Raw genomic sequence first — 20,461 nt, forward strand, 5'->3', positions numbered from 1 at the left:
TCGTTCACATGCTGATTATCCCAATGCAGGAACATGAAAGCGCGCCGGCACAGCTTTGTCTGGATGCGCGGCTTGCCGGGCGTCTCGCGGCGCTTAATCCTTCGGTCATCGATATCTGCTCTCGCTTCGCGCCTGCCCGCAAAGCCGTCGAGGGATTTATCGCGGATGTTTACAAAAGGACTTACGGCGCGGATATCGCGGTAACCTACCCGACGCTGATGAGTGTCCGCGATGCAAACGGTTATATTCTGGCAGCCTGCGGATTCAGGATGGCTGAGACGGAACCGCTTTTTCTCGAACGCTATACCGGCGCGCCGGTCGAAAGCCTTCTCGAAGCCCGCATCGGTCATGCCGTTGCACGAGGCGAGGTCGCCGAGATTGGTAATCTTGCCTCGGGCGGGCAGGGCGCTTCGCTGTTTTTGTTCGCGGCGCTTTCGATGTTTCTTAACGCGCGCGGGGTGCGTCACGCCGTGATCACGGGTACGGACGTGCTGACCCGGCGCCTGCACAAAATGGGTTTGCAGCCTGCCGTGTTATGCGAGGCCGACCCTTCGGCGCTGGAAGCGGAGGAACGCCGTAAATGGGGATCGTATTACGAAACGAGCCCCAGGGTTCTGGCCGGTACGCTTGATGAAAGCGTGCGGCATCTTCAGGACGCGCTCGGCATGAGCTACAAGGACGCGTCGCAAACGCTATACACAAGGCTGCACCACAGGGTGCAGGCATGAGCCTGATTGTAAGTGCTCTCAAACAGCAGGCGAACGCGCTGGCGCTGGCTGGGGCGGGTTGCGCCTATACGTCGCGTGCGCTGGTATCGGAAGTAATGGCGCGGGTCGCGCATCTGGCCGCTTCGCGCGTACGTGTCCTCGGCCTGTATCTGGGCAACGGTGTCGAGTGGGTGCTCTGGGATCTTGCGGCGCTCGAAGCCGGGATTGTCTGCGTGCCGCTGCCGCCCTTCTTTACGAAGGATCAGGTCGATTACGTCATTGCCGCTGCGGGAATTGATCATGTGCTGGATGCCCAAGGGTTGAAACCAACGGGAAAACATGCCGTGCCGCTGCCCGAAGGCACGGCCAAGATCACGTTTACGTCCGGCACGACGGGGATGCCGAAAGGTGTTTGCCTTTCGGAAAAAGGAATGGAGCAGGTGGCGCGATCCATTATGCAGATGGTTGGGCCTATCGGCGTCGGCAATCATCTTTGCGTTATGCCATTGTCTATCCTTCTTGAAAACGTCGCGGGTGTTTATGCGGGGATTCTTGCGGGCGCCGCACTTTATGTGGAGGCGCCGGAAACGGTCGGCATGAGTAATCCTTTCAGGCCCGATTTTTCCAGACTTCTGGATGTGCTGGCCGAACGCGATATTGCAACGATGATTCTGGTCCCGGAGTTGCTGCGCGGAATCGTGGCGACATTGCGGGCGGCACCGCGATCCTTGCCGTTCCTTCGCTTTGTCGCTGTTGGTGGGTCGAAAATTGCGCAAGACCTTATCGTCGCCGCGCGCGCCGCGGGTCTTCCCGCCTATGAAGGGTATGGTTTGAGCGAATGCGCCTCCGTCGTCAGCCTCAATACACCCGGGAACGACCGCGCGGGCAGTGTCGGCACACTGCTGCCGCATGTAACGGCCATAATCGAAGGCGGCGAGATCGTAATCCGTGACCCAGCATTTTTAGGGTATCTCGGTGATGCGGACGCGCCGCAAAAAAACTTCGCCACGGGAGATCTTGGACGCTTTGGAGAAGGTGGCACGCTTTACATCGACGGTCGCAAAAAGAACGTCCTGATCACCTCGCATGGACGCAACGTTGCCCCAGAATGGTCGGAAAGCGAACTTCTGGCGCAACCGGAAATCGCACAGGCGATTGTATACGGCGATGGGCTTCCCGCGCTTTATGCGTTGATCGTGTCGGCAAGGCCCGATGCCGATGTGCCGGCGGCGGTTGCGCGCGCCAATGCCCGCCTGCCGGCTTATGCGCGCATTGACGGATTTACAGCCGTGCCGCCATTCACCGTGGCTGACGGCACGCTTACAGGTACGGGGCGTCCGCGCCGCACCAATATTCTTTCACGTTACCAATCCATCATAGTAAAGGAGAGCGAGAATGAGTTTCTATCAAAGACTGGTTAAGGAAACGGAAGTGTACCGCGCGGCACTTTACGGCGTACCGCAACTGGCCGACGCGCTTCAGGGTCGCATCGACCGTGAAACCTACGCGGCCTACCTGGCGCAGGCCTATCATCACGTGCGCCATACCGTACCGCTTTTGATGAGCATGGGTACGAACCTGCCGGATGAAAAGAACTGGATGCACAAGTCGATCGTGGAATATCTGGAAGAGGAAATCGGTCACGAGGAATGGATTTTGAATGATATCGCGGCTTGTGGCGGCGACAGGGAAGCCGTTCGTAAATCCGCCCCCCAAATCGCCACGCAGGCGATGGTCGCCTATAATTACGATTACATCGCACGCAAAAACCCGGTCGGATTTTTCGGCATGGTCTTCATGCTTGAAAGCACCAGCACCGAGATCGCCAGTAAAGGGGCGGACAGCGTGAAAAAGGCGCTTAACCTCCCGAACAATGCGTTTACCTATCTATATTCGCACGGCTCTTTGGACATCAAGCACATGGCCTTTTTCGAAGAAACGATGAACGGAATCACGGATCCAGACGATCAGGCCGCGATCATCGAAGTCGCGCAAAATGCCTTCCAGCTTTTCGCCGGTATTTTCCGCGCGTTGCCGCAAAGCAAACGGGAAACACGTCATGCAGCTTAAAGGTAAAAACGTCGTTCTGACGGGCGGGCAGGGTGGCATTGGCCGTGTTCTGGCCCAAAAGCTGACCGAAGCCGAAGCCAGCGTGACCGTGGTCGATCGAGGCGAGGGCCCGTCAACCCGCGTATGCGACCTTTCAAACGGAGCGGCGGTTGAGGAATTGTGTGCCGAACTCAAGGACGGCAAAACCGATATCCTCATCAATCTCGCGGGGCTCATGTATTTCGGGCACACGCAAGACCAGCCCGCCGGAAATCTGGAGGCGATGCTGCGTGTCAATCTGCAAACCCCCATCCGCCTGGCGCAGGCAGTCCTGCCGGGCATGCTGGCGCGGGGGCGGGGGCAAATCGTTAATATCGGTTCTGTCTTTGGCTCCATCCCTTTTCCGCATTTTACGACGTACTCGGCGACAAAGGCGGGAATGAAGGCCTTTTCGGAAGCCCTTCGCCGCGAATATGCGGGCCGTGGCATAACGGTCACCCACATTGCGCCCCGCGCGGTTAAAACGGGACTCAATGGCGGGGCGATCGCCACGCTGCACGCGCGCACGAAAACCGTGAACGATTCACCGGAAAAAGTGGCCACGATCGTTCTTGAAGCCATTCAGTCGGACCGTAAATGCCTGACCATAGGCTTTCCTGAAAAACTTTTTGCCCGCATCAACGCGATTGCGCCTGCGGTCATCGACAAGGCACTGGTGTCGCAGCGCGACATCGCCAACAGCGTCTTGCACGAAATGCGCGCCTGAATTCATCCATTAAAGACAAGGAGAAAGCATCATGAATACGAAACCCTATGCCCTTTTATTTGCGGCATGCCTTTTAGGTGCGCCGGCCATGGCGCAGGAAGTTGCGGTCGATCCGGTTATGCAGGACGTTTCTGGGTTGCAAAACGAATGGGCGCATATCAAATACGAAGTCGCGGATAAAAAACTTCAGAAAAGCGACATGGCGGCGTTGGGTGATAGAGCCGCGCAAATCGCCGCCCGATGGCCGAATCGTGCCGAGCCCAAAATCTGGGAAGGCATTATTCTTGCCACCGATGCGGGCATGGAGGGCGGAATTTCCGCTCTTGGCAAGGTCAAGGACGCCAAGACGCTGTTCGAGCAGGCGTTGCAAATCGACGACCGCGCGCTTGATGGGTCCGCGCATACAAGTCTTGGTTCTTTGTATTATCAGGTGCCAGGCTGGCCCGTTGCCTTCGGCGACGACAAAAAAGCGGAAACGGAGCTGCGAGCGGCGCTGGCCATCAACCCCGATGGTATCGATCAGAATTACTTTTATGGGGACTATCTTGTGAAACAGAAAAAATACAAGGAAGCGGTGGCGCCTTTGCAAAAAGCCCTTTCCGCGCCGCCGCGTGAAGGTCGCGCGGTAGCGGATGCAGGACGTCGCAAGGAGATCGAGGCCGATCTGGGCATTGTCGCCAAAAATGGCGTTACAAGCGGCTTTAACTGACGCGCCGGACCTTTTATAAAAGACATCATGCGCCTTTTGCTGATTGAAGACGACGAAATGCTGGGGAAAGCCACGGTCATGGGCCTGAAGATGGCCTATGCCGTGGATTGGGTCAGAAACGCCGAAGATGCGGAGGACGCGATGGCGACCACGCCTTACGACCTTGTCGTTTCCGATATCAACCTGCCCAAAAAATCCGGCCTCGATCTTGTGCGTAGCATGCGTGCGGCGGGCGACATGAAGCCGGTTCTTATGCTGACCGCGCGGGACGGCGTCTCCCACCGGATCGAAGGACTCAACACGGGGGCCGACGATTACCTCGTAAAACCTTTCGACCTCGACGAGCTTCTGGCGCGTATCGCCGCGCTGATCCGGCGTTCGCAGGGAAGGGCGGCCCCCTATATCGAATACGGTGACATCCGTTTTGATGTCGGTGCTCGCAGCGTTCTCAAGGCAGGAAGGACCGTCCCTCTTTCGGGGCGGGAACTGGCCGTTCTTGAAATCGTTATGAGTAATATCGGCAAGGTCATTAGCAAGACCCAGATCGAAGGCCACATTTACGATTGGGACAATGCCGAGAAAGTTGAAAGCAACACGGTCGAGGTGCATATCTCGGCTCTGCGACGGAAGCTCGGTCGTGATTTCATCAAAACCATCCGCGGCGTCGGATACGTGATCGAGCCATGAAGACCACGGCCTCTTCCAGCCTCTATTCGCTGCGCTTCCGGATACTCAAGCTTGTCATCGTACCGGTCGCCGTCGCAAGCCTGATCGTCGCGGCTATTTCCTTCGTCTTCACCTACCATGAAATCGGCGAGGTTTATGACGCCGAGCTCGCGCAGGCAGCCAAGGTGCTCTATCAGCTTACCGCGCACGAAATGGACGAAAGCGACGAAGTCGGCATTGAACTGGGTGAAACGCCGGACACTGTTTTCCATCACTACGAAAAAAACATCGCCTTTACCGTATGGAAAAACGGACGGCCGGTCACGATGTCTGAAGGGGCGAACGGATTCGGCAATATCCGTCCGCCCGCAGGGTATTCAAATCAGAAAGTCGGTAACGTCCGTTGGCGTTTTTTCACCTTCGTGGACGAAGCGGACGGCATCGTCGTGGTCGCGGCAGAAAAACTGGACATCCGCACCGAACTGATCCTGCAGATTCTAGGCAGTATGTTCGTTCCTTCGGTGTTTTTCCTGCCCAGTATTTTTGTTCTGATCTGGTTCGGAACGACGCGGAGCCTGAAGCCGTTGGTGCATCTTTCCCATGCGGTGGACCGGCGCGATGCGGGCGATCTTACGCCTATCCATCCTGATCAGGTGCCGCAGGAAATCGCTTCTCTGATCAGGGCGCTCAATCGCCTTTTTGGCCGCGTGGACCAGACGTTACGGCAGGAAAGAGCCTTCACCGACAACGCCGCCCATGAATTGCGCACGCCTTTGGCCGCGATGAAAACGCAGGTGCAGGTGCTGCTGCGCCAGCGGGATATGAACGAAGAAAGCCGTGAAGGTCTTGAAAATCTTCTGGCGTCGGTCAATCGTTCCACGCGGCTTGTCGAAGGGCTCCTCTCCTTCGCGCGGTTGCAAAACCAGGATCGGAACGTCAACACGTTTGATCTCGCCGCTCTTGTCGCGCGTGCGGCGGAAGAAATGCGCCCGGTTACGGATGCAAAACGCCAGATGCTCGTGCTGGATATCAAGACCGCGTCCATGCTTGACGGCAACAGCGAGGCGATAGCCGTTCTTTTGCGCAACCTGCTCGAAAACGCCTCGAAATTTACACCCGATGGCGGCACGCTCACGCTTTCCCTTCGCGGTGCGGATAATGGAATTTTATTGGCAGTCGAGGATACCGGTCCCGGCATTCCGGATGCTTACAAAGAAAGCGTGTTCGAGCGGTTTTACCGTATCGACAAATCTGGTTCGCAGGGCAGTGGTCTTGGACTTGCGATGGTGAAATGGATTGCCGACATGCACGGTGCCGAAATCACGCTTAAGGATGTCGCGCCGACCGGCCTGCGTGTCGAGATTCTTTTCAAATCCGCCTGAATCTGAAAGAAAAACGGTCAATATCTTCAGGAAGGCTTCAGCCTTGCCGGGCACACTGATTCCACGCCTTAGGAAGAGGCGTTTTATTACAAAGAAAGGAGTTCTCTTTATGTCTATAGGTGCATTACAGACCCAGTCCGCCTTGCAATACTTGGCAAGGCCGCAGCCAAACGGACAGCCACAGCAGCTTCTGCAGTCTGCGCAGGGCGGTAACGATCACGACGGCGATGAAATCGGCGGCGTGGATGTCGGTCGCGATAATGATCGCGGTGGCCGCGTCAACATCAAAGCATAGTTCTTGGTTGTCGAGGGCATCCGAAGCGGTCGCGGGCCATCAACGCCCGGCGGTTATCAGTGCGCTCTTTAAACGGGGTTCGTGCACCGGCTTTTTGGCTTGCTAGGGTGCCCTCGACAACAGCTAACCACCTGTAATTATTATCATCTTGTATAGTCGCGCTTTCTGGTTTATGCCTGATTTCGCATTCGGGAATGCCTTGAAACCGTAGGTTGCGAGGTTCGTTCCCGTTGCCCTGTACGTTTTTAAGGGACACCATTGAAACCGCGTGGCCAGCGCGGTGGAGCGCGAAAGACATCTTTCCATGACCGCATCCGACAGATCCGTGTCACGTCTGCTGACGGCCCTGAACCGGCGTCTGCGTCTTCATTTATGGTTTCCGCATCTGCCGTTGTTTTTGGCGGTCCTGTTTTTAAGCCTGCTTGAATTGCGTCCTTTGGCGGAAAAGGTCTTGGCGGGCGGTTTCAGTCTGCAGGGGGTCATGTCCTTGTCCATGGCGGTGCTGCTTGATTTTGTCGATGGCGCGCCGCGCGTCATCGCCGGCGTTTTCCTTGCCGCCATGTCGATCGGCCTGTTGCTGCGCTCGCGCCTGGCCTGGATCATTTCTGCGATGGTCATCGTCGTCGATCTTGCCGGCTATCTGCTGGCGGGTCCGGTGCAATTGCCGGGGCTTGCCTATTACAATGCGGCCTTGCTGACCGGCCTGATTCTGGCGCACAGATCGTTCCAGCGCAGCAGTGTTGCTGCCGCCAGTCTGTTTGCGCTGACCAGCTTCCTGATGTTGATCGTGTATTCGGTCATGGGCGCGTATATCATGGGCACGGAGTTTGCGCCGCCCATCAGCGACCTGACGACGGCCCTGTATTTTTCGATCGTCACCATGTCCACCGTGGGTTACGGCGACATCGTGCCGGTCACGCCTGAAACGCGATTGTTCGTCGTGTCCGTCATCATTATCGGAATCACCGTATTCGCCACATCGCTCAGTACGCTGCTCATCCCGTTGATCAGCCGGAAGCTCGACCGTTTGCTGCACCCCCAAGGAGGAAGCATGAAATACACCAATCACTACATTATCGTCAGCCAAAGCGCGCTTGCGCTCAACAGTGCGAAAAAACTCTTGGAACGTGGAAACAAGGTGTTGTTCATCGTCAACACCCAGCCCGAGCACCCGATCGAGGAAACGGAATTGATTGTCGGCGATGCTACCGACACGGACGTGCTGGCCCGCGCGAACGGCAAGGACGCGAAGGCCATTCTGGCCTTGTGCGACGACGATTCCACCAATGTGTTCGTCGTGCTGGCGGCCAAGGAACTGGGCGGTTCGGTCAAGACCGTGGCGGTCGTCAACGATGCGCGCAATATGGCGCGGGTCAAACTGGTGCACCCGGATCTGGTGATCTCGCCGACGATTCTGGGCGGTGAGCTACTGGCCATGGCGTTGAGCGGTGAAAAGCTTCAGGGCGAACATCTGATCGACCGCCTGCTGCAATTCGACACTTAAAAGGAAAAACCCCGCCTTGGCGGGGTTTTTTGAAACAGGCGTATGGACGGTATATCAGGCTTTGATGTCGACACGTCCGCCCGCATCGCGGTCGGTATCGACCGCGCCTGCGCGATCATCCGCATCGCCGTCATGATCGGGCGCACGCGCTGGCGCGGCCTGTTGTGATTTCTGTGCCGCCGGAATGGTCGCGGGCAGTGATGTGAGTGCTGAAATGGCCATGAACGAATCCTTCGTTTGAATGTGGTCGCGTTACATTATCATTCTGGCACAGGAAGCTGAAGCCAAGCTGAAGAAAAAAATTATTTAAATTCAATAAGATGTTAAGTTTTATCTACATCATCTTCAGCGCCAGCGCGGCAGCGGCCAGAGCGATGGCCAGAATACCGAGCATCCACCACACCAGATGCTTTTCGATATGTGCGCGCCATTCGTCCTTGATCGCGCGCAACCCGCCAGCCACCAGAAGGAATCGCGCCCCGCGCGTGATCGCCGACAGGACGATGAACGTGCCCAGCGGATAATGCGCCGCGCCGCTGGCGATGGTCACAAGTTTGTACGGGATCGGCGTCAACCCCTTAAGCAGGATGATCGCCGCGCCGTATTCGGCGAACAGGGCTTGGAATTTATCGACCCCGGCACGCAGATGGTACCCGTCGATCACCCAGCCCGCGACCGAGTCCATCAGGAAATATCCGATCGCATAACCGAGGATACCGCCCAATATGCTGCCCAGCGTGCAGATCGCGGCCAGCTTCAGCCATTCATGCGGGCGGCGCAGCACCATGGGCGCCAACAGCGCATCGGGCGGGATCGGGAAAAAACTGCTTTCCATGAAGGCCACGACGAAAAGCGCGCGTGTGGCGCGCGGCTTGTCTGCTTCGCGGATGACGGCCTGACGCAGGGATTCGAACATAATAAAAGAAGTCAGGCCGCGATGTTATGCGCGTCGGTTTCTTCCAGCGTCGTCTTGATCTGGTGCGCCTGATCGTGGTCGGCTGCGCGCACGGCCAAAAGGATCGCGCCTTCGCGCACCGCGCCCTCGTGCAGCTGGGCCTCGTATTCCGGGATCGCTGTGCCGATCAGCCCGCCCACGAAGCCGCCGGTCAGCGCGCCTGCGCCGGCCCCCGCGGCCCCCGCGACCAGCCAACCCGAAACCACGATGCCCGCGGCCGGAATGGCGACCGCGCCCGCGGTCAAAAGCGCGCCCAGGACCGCGCCGACCAACCCGCCTGCGACACCGCCATAGGCGATGCCCTCGTCGGATTTATTGTCGCGCTTAAGGTCGAAAGCCTGCTCGCGTGTGTTTTCGGACACGACGACGCTGACCTGACTGTCCCCGATGCCCAAGGCCTCAAGCCGGTGCAATGCCACCTCGGCGGCCTCGCGGGTCTTGAACGTGGCGGTGATGACTTTGGACATGGGGCCTCCTGTGGCTTTTTCCTGATATTTTTACGGATATTACAATAGTACCAATGCCGGAAATGGCAATCCGGTTCCCGCTTGCGCTTGCAAACACGCGGCAAACATGGGAAACCGGATGGTGACAATGCGTACCGGTACACAACATATGCCCTATTGGCGTGAGCTGGGTTTCATGCTCGCGCTGGTCGCGTTCGCGCTGCGCGCCCTGATTCCGGCGGGTTTTATGCCGGGGCAGACGGCAGGCCACGCGGCGCTGGTCGTCTGCGCCGGGGCGGGTGGGGCGCATGTCGTGGATTCCGGTAAATACGACCCGCGCGGCGACCGTCATGACAAATCCGCCGCCAGTCACGAATTCTGCGGCTTTTCATTCAATCATGCGGGTGCCGCGCCCGCCCCGGTGGCGTGGACCGTGCCCGCGCGAACGCTGCGCGCGCTGGCTATGCCCGCGCCGCAAATCATGGCGGCGGGCCTGGCCCGCGCCCCTTACGCCTCGCGCGCGCCACCCGTCGTGTGACGTTTTTCATCCGAAAAACCACGCACGACAGGAATTTCCGTTTTCATGAAAGCAAAAGAAGTTTTTGCCCGATTTTCGGGCGCATTGGGCGCTGTCGGCATTGTCGCCGTGACGCCGAAAGCCTGCTGCATCCCGCTTGTCCTGCCGCTGGTCATCGGCACGACCGGGATCAGCGCCACCGCCGCGGCTTGGCTGACCTACGGCACCGCCGCCGCGACCGCGGTCTTTGGCATGGCATCGTTGGCCTATGGGTTGACGCCCTCGCGCAAGGCATGCTGCATCGTCTGGGGTGAAACCGGCGCCGAGCGTACCAAGCGCGCGGCGGCCACGGCCTCCGGCGTCTTTGCGCTGGCGGCGGTGGGATTGATGCTGATTGACACAGGGCCGGGCGTGGCCGACCGCGCCGCCCTGCTGACCGCGGTCCGCGACAGTAAAGGCGCGCATGGCGCCAGCACCGAAATCTGGCACATGCAGGATCAGCTGGACCAGCAATGCACCACCAACAAGCGTCCATGGCTTGACACTTGGCTTGAAGCGCTGCGGTTCCGGCCATGACGTCACCCGTGGCACAGGCGGTGCGGGAAGCGACCGGCGAAACGGCTGGCGGCATCGGTGTCGCGCGCGACGTGCGCCGCCTGATCGCACAGGTCGAACGCGGCACGCCTTTCGATCGCGAATGGACGGGCCATGCCTTCGACGTTCTCGCGGATGCGCGGGCCGAACTGCAATCGCGGCTGGGAGGGGACGACAATGCCGGCCTGTCCGCCGAACTGGCCCGTCGTATCGACGCCTTTGCCCGATCAAGCGCGACCACCGGCCTGTATCTGCGTCTGGTGATCGACGATCGCCTGCCCGACCTGCCCGATTACAACCCCTGCGCGTTGAGCGTGTTCGATGGAATCGATGAACGCGGGTCCGATTTTTCCCGTGTGATCCAGCGCGCGACGATCTACGGCACGGTGATGACCTCGGTCAACATCACCGATCTGCGCGCCTATTTTGAAAGCGGACGCCGCAGGCGCCTGCTGTTGTATCTGGGCACCGACCGCGATGCGGATATCCGCGCGCTCGACCGGATGCTGGCGGCGCTGCCGGGCATCGTCGCGGCGGCGGGGCTGGACCCGGCGCTTGGGCAGGAAATCGCAAAGGCGCTGCGTGAAGGCGGGCTTTCTCCGCTCGTTCTGAAAACGCTCTCGCATATCGTCCGTTTGGCGGACATCGCCCGCCTGCCGGTCGCTGCGCCCGAACGTGCGGCGCTGCTGGCCGAAACCTTGCGCGAACTGGGTGCGCTGGTGCCGCAACTTGCCGCCTTTGCCGGTGTCAATGCGCCGGGATTGAACGTACCGGGCATTGAAACCGTGGTGGCGCGGCTTGCGGCGGCGCTGGTCGCTATGCCCCTCGCGCGGCTTTCTGCCGTGCTTGCCGCCGCCACGCGCGCGGACAACGATAACGCCGCCGCCACGCGCGCGGACAACGATAACGCCGCCGCCACGCGCGCGGACAACGATAACGCCACGCCGGGCCATGTGCCCGGCCCCGCCGAAATATTGCGCGACCTGCGCGCGCTGGCCCGCGACCGCACGCTGCCGCGCGAATTGCGCGCGGCCATAGCCGTTATCTTGCGCGAAATGCGCACGCAACTGCGCGGCACGGGGGGCATGGGGGGCACGGGACAAATTGCACCCGCGCTGACGCTGATGGCGGGGCAGACGCTGCGCCTTGCTGCCACCCACGCCTTGCCGCCGGGGCCGCTGCGTACGGCCTTGCAGGTTCGGCTTGGCGCTGAGATTCGTGAATCCATGCCCGCGCTTCCCACGCCTTTGCGCGTATCCGTCTTTACCCGCATGCTTACTGTCGTGCCGCCTGTATCGCCGCCCGCACCGGCGATCCTTGGCGATTTGCGGCAGCTTGCGCGCGAACAGCCCCGAATCTTGCCCACCATGTCGCGCCCGGCATTGGCCGAAGCGATCATGGATTTGCGCCGCGCGATACGAATGCCGGAAACGGGGGCGCGAGGCGCGAATGCAGGATCGGGCGACGATCTGCCGCGCGTGCGGGCGCAGGCGCGTGCCCTCGCGCTAATTAGCGCACAGATTGGCACGCAGATCGCCGCACAGATTGTCGCGCCGCCCCATGGCCAAGCGGCACCCGCGCCCGCTTTGCCAGTACACGGGACGCGCACGCCGGTGACAACGGACATAAGCGCGAAAACCGTGCTTGTGCATCCGCCCGCCGCCCCTGCACCCGCCCCCGCGCCGACTATCGCCGCGCCGACCGTTGCCATACCGAGCGTCGCTACACCGCGTGCGGCACTCGTCCCGTCGGAAATCAAAGCTTCGTCCGCGCCCCCGGAATCTGCTTTCCGTGAATCAGCGCCGGCAGGCCCCGTGCAATACAATGCGGACGGCACGGTCAGGGCGTGTTGCCTGAATAAATTCAATGCGGCGGGGTCTGGTTCGGGCGATGCCAACGCGCCGGCGGTGGTCAATCCCGATGGCGGAATCGTCTTTCGCAATACGGACGGTGCGGCGATCGCGGCTTATTCCGCCCAATCGGTGGAAAACAACGCGGCCGCGCATGACCGTATCACGCAGGCGCTGGCCGAACGCCGCGCGCGGGAATCAATCGCGCCCGATGTTGCGCGGCAGGTGGCGTGGAACAAGGACCTGATCGCGCATCTTCAGGACCGGACGGCCATTGGAAAAACGGTGATCGTGCCGGAATTCACCCAGGCCGTTGAACAGGACGGCACATCCGCGCCCCAAGTCATGCGCGACATCGACGTGAAACTGGTCGCTGTCGAACAACAAGGGAATGCAAGAGGGGCGGACCGGCTGCGTCGGCGCAGCATCCACCCGGCATGAAAAGAAAGGATAAACCATGTTAAGCGGACTTTTCGGCGCTAAAAAGGAAACGACGCCACAGGTGCTTGCCCCGGATTTCGAGGCGGCGTTGATCCCCGTAAGCGAGGATGAAATGCGTGCGGCCGCGACGATCACGCCTGCCGCGATGCTGCGCCCCGATCTGGCGGAATTTTTTATTCTGGGCCGCCACGACGAACCGCTGATCCAGCTGCGCGGGGCTGATGGCCGCCCGTTTCTGGACGCGACGGTGCAAGGTGCGCCCGCGCGCTTTTATGTCTTTGCCCCCGCGCGGCAGGACGACAAATCCGCGCCCGACCTTTCACCCGATTTGATGTTGGCTTTTCAGTGCCGGATGGAAACCCATGACGGTATCGTCTGGGTCCGGCCAGAACGCTTGCTGCGTGGTGAAAACGCCTATGCGGTATTCTCGGTTTCCTACCCGTGTTGCGGCGCCGGCGCCGCACCCGCGCGCACGATGCTGTATGCCGATACCTCGCAAAGCCGGGGGCCGTTTTTGAACGTCGCCTTTGCCAGCAACGCGATCCGCCGCCAGATCAGTAACGACTGGCTGGCCATGGACGCGCAGGTCCTGAGCGGTGCGCAGGCAAACTGGTTTTTACAAATCGCCGCTATGTTCGCGCCGCCCGCGTCGGCACCGCAATCCGGGGCAAGGCCGGGCGTGCGTTAGATACGGCGCGGCACACACGAGAACGATCAAGATGTGCCGCGCAAGCTTATGCGAGCGAAGCCCAAGCGGCGTGTGGGCGACCAAACAATAAAAAACAATAAAAAATGCTGGATTCTATGGGCGTTTCGGCCTATAACCCCGTCATTCCCGCAAAATTCGGTTCCCGTTCATCGCCCCGGCGATTACGAACCGCTGGCGGAAAAGGTTTTTTAAAAAGGCATAAGACAATGGCAAAGACAGGCCCGATCGAATTCATCAAACAGGTACGGCAGGAAGCCGCGCGCGTCACCTGGCCGACCCGTCAGGAAACCACGGTTTCCGCGGTGATGGTGTTCGTGATGGTGGTGATCATGGCGATCTTCCTGTTCAGCGCCGACCAGGTCATTGCCTATCTCATTCAACTTGTTCTCGGATAAGGACCAAAGACGATGACCGCGACGAACGCACCCGCAACCGAAGCCGCAACCGGCACTGCATCCGGCACCACGCCGGGCAACAACCCGCGCTGGTATGTGCTCCACGTCTATTCGGGCTTTGAAGGCAAGGTCAGGGAATCCATCCTTGAAAAGGCCAAGAAACAGGGGCTTGAGGAATCGTTTCACGAAATCATCATCCCGAAAGAGGAAGTGACCGAAATCAAGCGCGGCAAGCGCGTCGCGGTCGAACGCAACGTGTTTCCGGGCTACGTCATGGTCAAGATGAATATGTCGGACGATGCGTGGCACCTTGTGAAGAATACGCCCAAGGTGACGGGCTTTCTGGGTTCCGGCAACAAGCCGCAGGCGATTTCGGAAGGCGAGGCCGCACGCCTGATGCAACAACTGACAGCGCCCGAAGGCGGTCCGGCGCGCCGCACCATCACTTTCGACATCGGCGAGGAAGTGCGCATCACCGACGGCGCCTTCGCCTCGATGGTCGGCACGGTCGAGGAAGTGGATGACGAGAAAGGCAAGCTCAAGGCTTCCGTTTCGATCTTCGGCCGCCCGACCCCGGTCGAGCTTGATTTCAGCCAGGTCGAAAAAACCTAAAGGCAGCCCTGTGCCGGTGTAGCGACATGAAAAGACCCGGCAACCGCGCGCAGCGCGTCAAGAACAAGGCGGCCAAGGAATCCTCGAAACAATGGCTTAACCGCCATATCAACGACCCGTACGTCCATAAGGCGAACGCGGAAGGTTATCGTTCGCGCGCGGCCTTCAAGCTTCTTGAGATGGACGCGCGCCTGAAACTGATCAAGCCCGGTATGCGCGTGGTCGATCTGGGCGCGGCGCCCGGTGGTTGGTCGCAGGTGCTTTCGCGCAAAAAGGTCGCGCACATCGCCGCCATCGACATTCTGCCCATGGACCCGCTTGAAGGTGTCGATTTCATCGAAATGGATTTCACCGACGACGCAGCGCCGGACCGGCTCAAGGCCCTGATGAAAGGTGAGGCGGATCTGGTGCTCTCCGACCTTTCGCCCAACACCACGGGGCACAAGCGTACCGACCATCTGCGCATGATGGCGCTGGTGGAAATGGCGTGGGAATTCGCGTCCGACGTGCTGGCCCCCGGCGGCGGCTTTGTCACCAAGGTCTTTCAGGGCGGCGCGGAAGGTGAATTTCTGGCGATGCTCAAACCTCGCTTTGAAACCGTGCGCCATCTGAAACCACCGGCCTCGCGCGCGGAATCGTCCGAAGTCTATCTGGTCGGTACGGGTTTCAGGAAATAAAGCCGGCCACGTTGACAATCAGGCGTTATAACGGCTTTCGTCGTTGATCGGGTCGCGCATATGCGCATGGATGTTCAAAACCGCGTCCATCGGCCAGCTGACCCGCGAGCCGAGGCCCGACACGAACCCAGGATAGCCGCCCGCATCCGCAACCGACATCGTATCGCTTTGGGATGCGCTTTGTACCGTATCGTTTTGCGATATGTCGCGCGTCAGGGCGCGAATCCCGCTGGTATTCCCTGCGCCGGTGCTTAAGGCGCTGGCGGCGATCTGCGCGCCTGTGCCCGTGCCTGTGTCCGGGTTCGACCAGTCGTCGGCCTGTGGCAACACCACGGGCCGGAACGCGGCGGCCGCGACCTGTGTCTGTCCCGCGACCGGGGTATCGCCGGACCCGGCGAATTTGGCGTCGAAATTGTTGTAAACCTGTTGCAGCGTCAGCGGGCGACCTTGCGCGTAAAACACGCCGCGATTGGCGCGCGCGGCTTCGGGGAACATGCTGGCCGCGGGCGCCCACGGGTTTTTCTTCATCGCGTTCAGGAAATTCGACGCGCCCTGCGCCCCCATGAAATGCGCCATATACAGATCGGTCGAAGACGGGGTGCTGCCGGTCGCCTGTTGCAGATAGCTGTTGTTCTCGCATGCCAGCGACGCCGCCATCAGCGATGCCGCCTGCGGATCCTTGCGTAAATTCAGGATGCGGTTGCGCATGGCGTGGCCGGGAACGCTGTAATTGCCGTTCCGGTCCTGCCGGATCGCGTCGGCCATCTGGCCGTAACCGTGTTCGGCCCCGTGCGTCTTCATCATCCGCAGCCATGTCTGGTCGACGAACTGGTAAAGCCCGGTTGCCGAAGATGTCCGCGCCTGCGCATTGGGGTTCAGGCTGCTTTCCACCTGCGCTTGTTGCACCAGATAGCCGAAATCGACCCCGGTACGGGCGCTGGCCTGCTGGATGGCCGAGGTCACGCGCGTCTGCGCCGCGCCCTGCCGCCCGAAAACCTGAAAATTGCCGTTCAAACCCATCATCGTGGATTTAATCTCTGCAACCCCCGTGCCAAGTGCTAAAGTCATAAGGAATCAAAGGAATTAGCCGCCATGACCTATCAGGCCCCCCTGACCGACATGCTTTTCACCCTTCGCCACGCCTTTGGCGCGGACCGGCTTGCCGGTTTGCCTGCCGACGCCGCCGAACTGGCCGAGCCGGTGCTGGCCGAGGCCGCGAAACTGGCCGAAAACACGCTTGCCCCCCTGAACGTGACGGGCGACCGTCAGGGCTGCACGCTTGCGAATGGCGCGGTCGAAACGCCGAAAGGCTGGAAGGACGCCTATGCCGCCTATCGCGACGGCGGCTGGAACGGCGTGCCCTTCGCCACCGATCACGGCGGTCAGGGTCTGCCCTGGACGCTGGCCTTCCCGATTCAGGAAATGTGGCAGGCGGCCAATATGGCGTTCGGCCTGTGCCCGCTGCTCAATCAGGGCGCGGTCGAGGCGATCGCTCACCACGGCAGCGCGGAACAAAAGGCATATTACCTGCCCAAGCTCGTTTCGGGCGAATGGACCGGCACGATGAACCTGACCGAACCGCAGGCGGGGTCCGATCTTGCCGCCGTGCGCACCCGCGCCGTGCGCGCGGACGACGGCACCTATCGCGTCATCGGGCAAAAGATTTTCATCACCTACGGCGAACACGATCTGGCCGAAAACATCATTCATCTGGTGCTTGCGCGTCTGCCCGACGCGCCCGACGGGGTCAAGGGCATCTCGCTGTTTATCGTGCCGAAGATTCTGGCGGACGGTACGCGCAACGATCTAGTGTGCGCCGCGCTCGAACACAAGCTCGGCATCCATGCAAGCCCGACCTGCACCATGGCGTTCGGCGATGGGGGCGGCGCCACAGCCTATCTGGTGGGCCGCGAAAACGAAGGCATCAAGTATATGTTCACGATGATGAACAACGCGCGCCTGTCGGTCGGTCTGCAGGGTGTCGCGATCGCCGAGGCCGCGACCCAGAAAGCGCTGTCTTACGCCCGCGACCGGGTGCAGGGCGGGGGCAGGGCGATTGTCGAGCACCCCGACGTCAAACGCATGCTGCTGACCATGCAGGCCTTCGTGCAGGCGGGGCGCATGATGGCTTATGACGCGGCCTGCGCACTTGATTCCGACAATGCGTCGCGTGTCGATTTGCTTACCCCGATCGTCAAGGGCTGGTGCACCGACCGGGCGGTGGATGTCGCCAATCTGGGCGTACAAGTCCATGGCGGCATGGGCTTCATCGAGGAAACCGGCGCGGCACAATTCCTGCGTGATGCGCGCATCCTGCCGATCTACGAGGGAACCAACGGCATTCAGGCGCTTGATCTGGTCGGACGCAAGCTGATCCGCGACGATGGTGCCGCGATGCGCGCATGGCTGGACGAAAACACGCCGCTGTTGACCGAGCTTGAGGAATCCCACGGCGCCGATCTTTCCATCATCGGCGAACGCCTGCACGCGGGCTTTGATGCGTTGCGCGGTGCGACCGGCGCGCTGCTCGCCCGTGGCGGCGAAAATAACGGCATGGACGCGGCCGGGGCGGTCGCGCATCCCTATCTGACGCTGGCCGGGCATGTGATGGCGGGGGCCGCGCTCGCGCGCGGTGCGCTGGCCGCCCGCGCCTTGTTCCGTGCGCAGGATACGGGCGGATTCTCATCCGATTATCTGCAATCGCGCATCACGCTAGCGCGCTTTTTCGCCGATCATATCCTGCCGCAGGTAGAGGGGTTGGCCTGCACCGTGCGCCACGGCGCCGATGCGATTCTGGCTGCAAGGCTTTAGGAGGTTGCGATGACGAAACCGCCGCTGACACCCGATGCTCTGATCGCCGCGATCGAAAACGCGGGCCGCCCGGTGACGCGCCGCGATCTGGCCCGTGCCTTCGGCCTTAAGGACCACGAAAAAATCCCGCTTAAAAAACTGCTCAAGGAACTGGTGGGCGAAGGCCAGATCGAACAGCTTCCGGCCAAGACTTACGCACTGGCCGCCCCGCGCGACGCGGATGGCCCGGCGGTCGCGATTTTGCGCATATCCGAAATCACGCTTGACGGCGACGTGTTTGCGCAACCGGTCGAAACGGAAAAGGATCTGCCCGCGCGCATCGCGCTTGAGCCCGCGCACCACGAACATGATGCGCCGGGGTTGGGCGATCGTATTCTTGCCCAGATCAGGCATCACAAGGACGGCGATATAACCGCCCGGATCGTCCGTCGTCTGGGCAAGGTGCAGGACCGTCTGGTGCTGGGTCGTGTTGTCCGCGCCGGTGCGGTCTGGCGGCTTCAGCCCGTGCACCGGAAGGAACGGGATGAGTATCAGCTCGATGTGCCGGCCTCCCGCCAGCCTGAAATGGAACATGGCGCGCTGGTCGAAGCTTTTGTCGATGAAGGCGCGAAACTCTCTCGTCCGCGCGCGCGTCTGCATGCGATCATCGGTCACGACGACGATCCAAAGGCGATTTCCCTGATCGCGCTGCACGAAAAGGGTCTGCGCATTGATTTCCCTGCGGGCGTGGTTTCCGAAACCGAAGGGATGACCGTGCCGCCGCTTGGCGCGCGCGAGGACCTGCGCGCCATCCCGCTGGTCACGATCGATGGCGCTGATGCGCGTGATTTCGACGACGCGGTGTTCGCGCAAAAACAGGGCGATGGATACCATCTGATCGTCGCGATCGCGGACGTCGCGCATTACGTGCGCCCCGGATCGGCACTGGATCGCGAGGCATACAAGCGTGGCAATTCGACCTATTTTCCCGACCGTGTCCTGCCCATGCTGCCGGAAAAACTTTCAAACGATCTGTGTTCGCTGCGCCCGGATGGCGACCGCGCCTGTCTGGCCGTGCACATGTCGATCGACGCCGCGGGGGAACTGAAAACGTATAAATTCGTGCGCGGCTTGATGCGCTCCGCCGCGCGCCTGACCTATGAACAGGTGCAGGACGCGCTCAACGGCGCGCCGGACGCCGTGACCGATCCGTTGATGGATACGGTGATCCGCCCGCTTTATGCCGCGTTCAAGATTCTCGACGCGGCGCGCGCCCGGCGCGGCGCGCTTGACCTCGACATGCCGGAACGCAAGGTCGTGGTGGATGCGAAGGGCGACATGACCGGTGTCGCGCTGCGCCCGCGTTACGACAGCCACAAGCTGATCGAGGAATTCATGATCCTTGCCAACGTGGCCGCCGCCCGCGCGCTGGAGGCGAAGACCGCCCCGTGCATCTACCGCATCCACGACCAGCCCTCGGGCGAAAAGATCGATGGCGCCCGCGCCTTTCTGGAAGGCTTCGGCCTCAACCTCGCCAAGGGGCAGGTGGTCCGCCCTCAGATGTTCAACGGCCTGCTCGACAAGGTGCGGGGGCTCGACCACGCGCCGCTGGTCAACCAGATCGTCCTGCGCGCACAGTCGCAGGCCGTCTATTCCCCGGAAAATATCGGGCATTTCGGGCTTGGCTTGCAGAAATACGCGCATTTCACCTCACCGATCCGGCGCTATGCCGATTTGATCGTCCACCGTTCGCTGATCCGTGCCTACGGCCTCGGCGACGGCGGGCTGGAGGAGGGCGAAACGCACCGCCTTGCCGAAACCGCCGACCACATCTCGCTCACCGAACGCGCCTCGATGGAGGCCGAGCGCGCTGCCGTCGACCGTTTCACCGCTGCCTTTCTGGCCCGCCATCTCGGACAGGTCTTTTCGGGCCGGATATCCGGGGTCACGCGTTTCGGCCTGTTCGTGACGCTGGACGAAACGGGCGCGGACGGGCTGGTGCCGATCCGCACCCTGCCGCCCGATTATTACGTCCACTCCGAGGACCAACATGCCCTGATCGGTCGCCGCACGGGACGCCTGTTCCGTCTGTGTGCGCCGGTGCGCGTGATGGTGGTCGACGCCGACCGTCTGACCGGATCGACGGCTTTTGAGCTGGTGGGGGCCGAGGACGGGGCGGATGTGCCCGGTTATCAGGGTCGCAAACCGCATCTGCGCGCCATGCCGAAATCCGTGCGCGGACATGGGGGCAATGGCGGGCGCGGGCCGGGGCGCGGGGGCAAACGTCGCGAAAAACCCGGCAAAAAGGGCAAAAAACCGCGCCGCTAGCATGGCTGCGAGGATTTTATTGACTTTGCGGGTCTGATCGGCCAAAAGAACGGCTGGAAATTCAGGATT

General features: G+C 60.9%; 21 protein-coding genes. 17 read left to right on the top strand and 4 right to left on the bottom strand.

All coding sequences use genetic code 11. From position 1 onward, the window contains the following. Window positions 1-8: 8 nt before the first annotated feature. From H6866_06445 to H6866_06480, 8 genes are all read left to right on the top strand, one after another. Window positions 9-728, top strand: a complete 720-nt coding sequence (locus H6866_06445; protein ID USO07071.1) for a thermostable hemolysin — start codon at window positions 9-11, stop codon at window positions 726-728. Next, window positions 725-2,128 carry an AMP-binding protein gene (locus H6866_06450; GenBank protein ID USO07072.1) on the top strand — a complete coding sequence of 468 codons (1,404 nt, stop codon included), beginning with the start codon at window positions 725-727 and terminating at the stop codon, window positions 2,126-2,128. The genes H6866_06445 and H6866_06450 overlap by 4 nt, the downstream gene beginning before the upstream one ends. Further along, the gene (locus H6866_06455) at window positions 2,103-2,777 is read left to right on the top strand and encodes an iron-containing redox enzyme family protein (GenBank protein USO07073.1); all 675 of its coding nucleotides are present in this window, start codon (window positions 2,103-2,105) and stop codon (window positions 2,775-2,777) included. The genes H6866_06450 and H6866_06455 overlap by 26 nt, the downstream gene beginning before the upstream one ends. Further along, window positions 2,767-3,522, top strand: coding sequence for an SDR family NAD(P)-dependent oxidoreductase (locus H6866_06460; GenBank protein ID USO07074.1), 756 nt, complete (start codon window positions 2,767-2,769; stop codon window positions 3,520-3,522). Before H6866_06455 ends, H6866_06460 begins: the two co-directional genes overlap by 11 nt. 31 nt (window positions 3,523-3,553) lie before the next feature. Beyond that, window positions 3,554-4,231 (top strand): hypothetical protein, encoded by a 678-nt coding sequence (locus tag H6866_06465; protein USO07075.1) that lies wholly within the window; start codon window positions 3,554-3,556, stop codon window positions 4,229-4,231. 27 nt (window positions 4,232-4,258) lie between these two features. After that, window positions 4,259-4,918, top strand: a complete 660-nt coding sequence (locus tag H6866_06470) for a response regulator transcription factor (protein USO07076.1) — start codon at window positions 4,259-4,261, stop codon at window positions 4,916-4,918. Next, entirely contained in the window at window positions 4,915-6,279 is a 1,365-nt protein-coding gene (locus H6866_06475) for a sensor histidine kinase N-terminal domain-containing protein (GenBank protein ID USO07077.1), read from the top strand. The genes H6866_06470 and H6866_06475 overlap by 4 nt, the downstream gene beginning before the upstream one ends. A 599-nt stretch (window positions 6,280-6,878) precedes the next feature. Continuing rightward, on the top strand, window positions 6,879-8,078 hold the full coding sequence (locus H6866_06480; GenBank protein ID USO07078.1) for an NAD-binding protein: 1,200 nt from the start codon (window positions 6,879-6,881) through the stop codon (window positions 8,076-8,078). Between the two features lie 54 nt (window positions 8,079-8,132). Here the strand turns inward: H6866_06480 and H6866_06485 are convergent, their stop codons facing one another. The 3 genes from H6866_06485 to H6866_06495 all read right to left on the bottom strand — a co-directional run bounded on the left by H6866_06485 (window position 8,133) and on the right by H6866_06495 (window position 9,500). Continuing rightward, on the bottom strand, window positions 8,133-8,300 hold the full coding sequence (locus H6866_06485; GenBank protein USO07079.1) for a hypothetical protein: 168 nt from the start codon (window positions 8,298-8,300) through the stop codon (window positions 8,133-8,135). Window positions 8,301-8,412: 112 nt separating this feature from the next. Further along, window positions 8,413-8,994, bottom strand: a complete 582-nt coding sequence (locus H6866_06490; protein USO07080.1) for a DedA family protein — start codon at window positions 8,992-8,994, stop codon at window positions 8,413-8,415. A gap of 11 nt (window positions 8,995-9,005) precedes the next feature. After that, entirely contained in the window at window positions 9,006-9,500 is a 495-nt protein-coding gene (locus H6866_06495) for a DUF3341 domain-containing protein (GenBank protein ID USO07081.1), read from the bottom strand. Window positions 9,501-9,648: 148 nt separating this feature from the next. On the opposite strand from H6866_06495, the gene H6866_06500 reads away from it, so the two are divergent. The 7 genes from H6866_06500 to H6866_06530 all read left to right on the top strand — a co-directional run bounded on the left by H6866_06500 (window position 9,649) and on the right by H6866_06530 (window position 15,274). Beyond that, window positions 9,649-10,017, top strand: a complete 369-nt coding sequence (locus tag H6866_06500) for a hypothetical protein (protein ID USO07082.1) — start codon at window positions 9,649-9,651, stop codon at window positions 10,015-10,017. Window positions 10,018-10,062: 45 nt separating this feature from the next. Next, entirely contained in the window at window positions 10,063-10,572 is a 510-nt protein-coding gene (locus tag H6866_06505; GenBank protein USO07083.1) for a hypothetical protein, read from the top strand. Beyond that, window positions 10,569-12,881 carry a hypothetical protein gene (locus H6866_06510; protein USO07084.1) on the top strand — a complete coding sequence of 771 codons (2,313 nt, stop codon included), beginning with the start codon at window positions 10,569-10,571 and terminating at the stop codon, window positions 12,879-12,881. Before H6866_06505 ends, H6866_06510 begins: the two co-directional genes overlap by 4 nt. Window positions 12,882-12,897: 16 nt before the next feature. Then, a complete protein-coding gene (locus H6866_06515; GenBank protein USO07085.1) occupies window positions 12,898-13,569 on the top strand; it encodes a hypothetical protein in 672 nt (223 codons plus the stop codon). Window positions 13,570-13,796: 227 nt separating this feature from the next. Beyond that, entirely contained in the window at window positions 13,797-13,985 is a 189-nt protein-coding gene (secE, locus tag H6866_06520; GenBank protein ID USO07086.1) for a preprotein translocase subunit SecE, read from the top strand. Window positions 13,986-13,997: 12 nt separating this feature from the next. Continuing rightward, the gene (gene nusG / locus H6866_06525; GenBank protein ID USO07087.1) at window positions 13,998-14,597 is read left to right on the top strand and encodes a transcription termination/antitermination factor NusG; all 600 of its coding nucleotides are present in this window, start codon (window positions 13,998-14,000) and stop codon (window positions 14,595-14,597) included. Window positions 14,598-14,623: 26 nt separating this feature from the next. After that, window positions 14,624-15,274 carry an RlmE family RNA methyltransferase gene (locus tag H6866_06530; protein ID USO07088.1) on the top strand — a complete coding sequence of 217 codons (651 nt, stop codon included), beginning with the start codon at window positions 14,624-14,626 and terminating at the stop codon, window positions 15,272-15,274. An 18-nt stretch (window positions 15,275-15,292) separates the two neighbouring features. On the opposite strand, the gene H6866_06535 is transcribed toward H6866_06530, so the two are convergent. Then, the gene (locus H6866_06535; GenBank protein USO07089.1) at window positions 15,293-16,342 is read right to left on the bottom strand and encodes a transglycosylase SLT domain-containing protein; all 1,050 of its coding nucleotides are present in this window, start codon (window positions 16,340-16,342) and stop codon (window positions 15,293-15,295) included. Window positions 16,343-16,366: 24 nt separating this feature from the next. Here H6866_06535 and H6866_06540 point away from each other — a divergent pair, with 24 nt between their 5' ends. Both H6866_06540 and rnr read left to right on the top strand, forming a co-directional pair. Further along, window positions 16,367-18,085: an acyl-CoA dehydrogenase gene (locus tag H6866_06540; GenBank protein ID USO07090.1), complete on the top strand. Its 1,719-nt coding sequence runs from the start codon at window positions 16,367-16,369 to the stop codon at window positions 18,083-18,085. Window positions 18,086-18,094: 9 nt separating this feature from the next. Next, on the top strand, window positions 18,095-20,392 hold the full coding sequence (gene rnr / locus H6866_06545) for a ribonuclease R (protein ID USO07091.1): 2,298 nt from the start codon (window positions 18,095-18,097) through the stop codon (window positions 20,390-20,392). The last annotated feature ends 69 nt before the right edge of the window (window positions 20,393-20,461 follow it).

Source organism: Rhodospirillales bacterium, from assembly GCA_023898805.1.
In the GTDB taxonomy this organism is placed as follows: domain Bacteria; phylum Pseudomonadota; class Alphaproteobacteria; order Micavibrionales; family UBA1664; genus UBA6145.

What these genes read in the sequence shown, in the direction of transcription:
- H6866_06465 (USO07075.1), top strand. Translation starts at nt 3,554, where the DNA reads ATGAATACGAAACCCTATGCCCTTTTATTTGCGGCATGCCTTTTAGGT.
- H6866_06515 (USO07085.1), top strand. Translation starts at nt 12,898, where the DNA reads ATGTTAAGCGGACTTTTCGGCGCTAAAAAGGAAACGACGCCACAGGTG.
- H6866_06495 (USO07081.1), bottom strand. Translation starts at nt 9,500, where the DNA reads ATGTCCAAAGTCATCACCGCCACGTTCAAGACCCGCGAGGCCGCCGAG.
- rnr (USO07091.1), top strand. Translation starts at nt 18,095, where the DNA reads ATGACGAAACCGCCGCTGACACCCGATGCTCTGATCGCCGCGATCGAA.
- H6866_06505 (USO07083.1), top strand. Translation starts at nt 10,063, where the DNA reads ATGAAAGCAAAAGAAGTTTTTGCCCGATTTTCGGGCGCATTGGGCGCT.
- secE (USO07086.1), top strand. Translation starts at nt 13,797, where the DNA reads ATGGCAAAGACAGGCCCGATCGAATTCATCAAACAGGTACGGCAGGAA.
- H6866_06540 (USO07090.1), top strand. Translation starts at nt 16,367, where the DNA reads ATGACCTATCAGGCCCCCCTGACCGACATGCTTTTCACCCTTCGCCAC.
- H6866_06480 (USO07078.1), top strand. Translation starts at nt 6,879, where the DNA reads ATGACCGCATCCGACAGATCCGTGTCACGTCTGCTGACGGCCCTGAAC.
- nusG (USO07087.1), top strand. Translation starts at nt 13,998, where the DNA reads ATGACCGCGACGAACGCACCCGCAACCGAAGCCGCAACCGGCACTGCA.
- H6866_06485 (USO07079.1), bottom strand. Translation starts at nt 8,300, where the DNA reads ATGGCCATTTCAGCACTCACATCACTGCCCGCGACCATTCCGGCGGCA.
- H6866_06510 (USO07084.1), top strand. Translation starts at nt 10,569, where the DNA reads ATGACGTCACCCGTGGCACAGGCGGTGCGGGAAGCGACCGGCGAAACG.
- H6866_06490 (USO07080.1), bottom strand. Translation starts at nt 8,994, where the DNA reads ATGTTCGAATCCCTGCGTCAGGCCGTCATCCGCGAAGCAGACAAGCCG.
- H6866_06450 (USO07072.1), top strand. Translation starts at nt 725, where the DNA reads ATGAGCCTGATTGTAAGTGCTCTCAAACAGCAGGCGAACGCGCTGGCG.
- H6866_06445 (USO07071.1), top strand. Translation starts at nt 9, where the DNA reads ATGCTGATTATCCCAATGCAGGAACATGAAAGCGCGCCGGCACAGCTT.
- H6866_06530 (USO07088.1), top strand. Translation starts at nt 14,624, where the DNA reads ATGAAAAGACCCGGCAACCGCGCGCAGCGCGTCAAGAACAAGGCGGCC.
- H6866_06500 (USO07082.1), top strand. Translation starts at nt 9,649, where the DNA reads ATGCCCTATTGGCGTGAGCTGGGTTTCATGCTCGCGCTGGTCGCGTTC.
- H6866_06475 (USO07077.1), top strand. Translation starts at nt 4,915, where the DNA reads ATGAAGACCACGGCCTCTTCCAGCCTCTATTCGCTGCGCTTCCGGATA.
- H6866_06470 (USO07076.1), top strand. Translation starts at nt 4,259, where the DNA reads ATGCGCCTTTTGCTGATTGAAGACGACGAAATGCTGGGGAAAGCCACG.
- H6866_06455 (USO07073.1), top strand. Translation starts at nt 2,103, where the DNA reads ATGAGTTTCTATCAAAGACTGGTTAAGGAAACGGAAGTGTACCGCGCG.
- H6866_06460 (USO07074.1), top strand. Translation starts at nt 2,767, where the DNA reads ATGCAGCTTAAAGGTAAAAACGTCGTTCTGACGGGCGGGCAGGGTGGC.
- H6866_06535 (USO07089.1), bottom strand. Translation starts at nt 16,342, where the DNA reads ATGACTTTAGCACTTGGCACGGGGGTTGCAGAGATTAAATCCACGATG.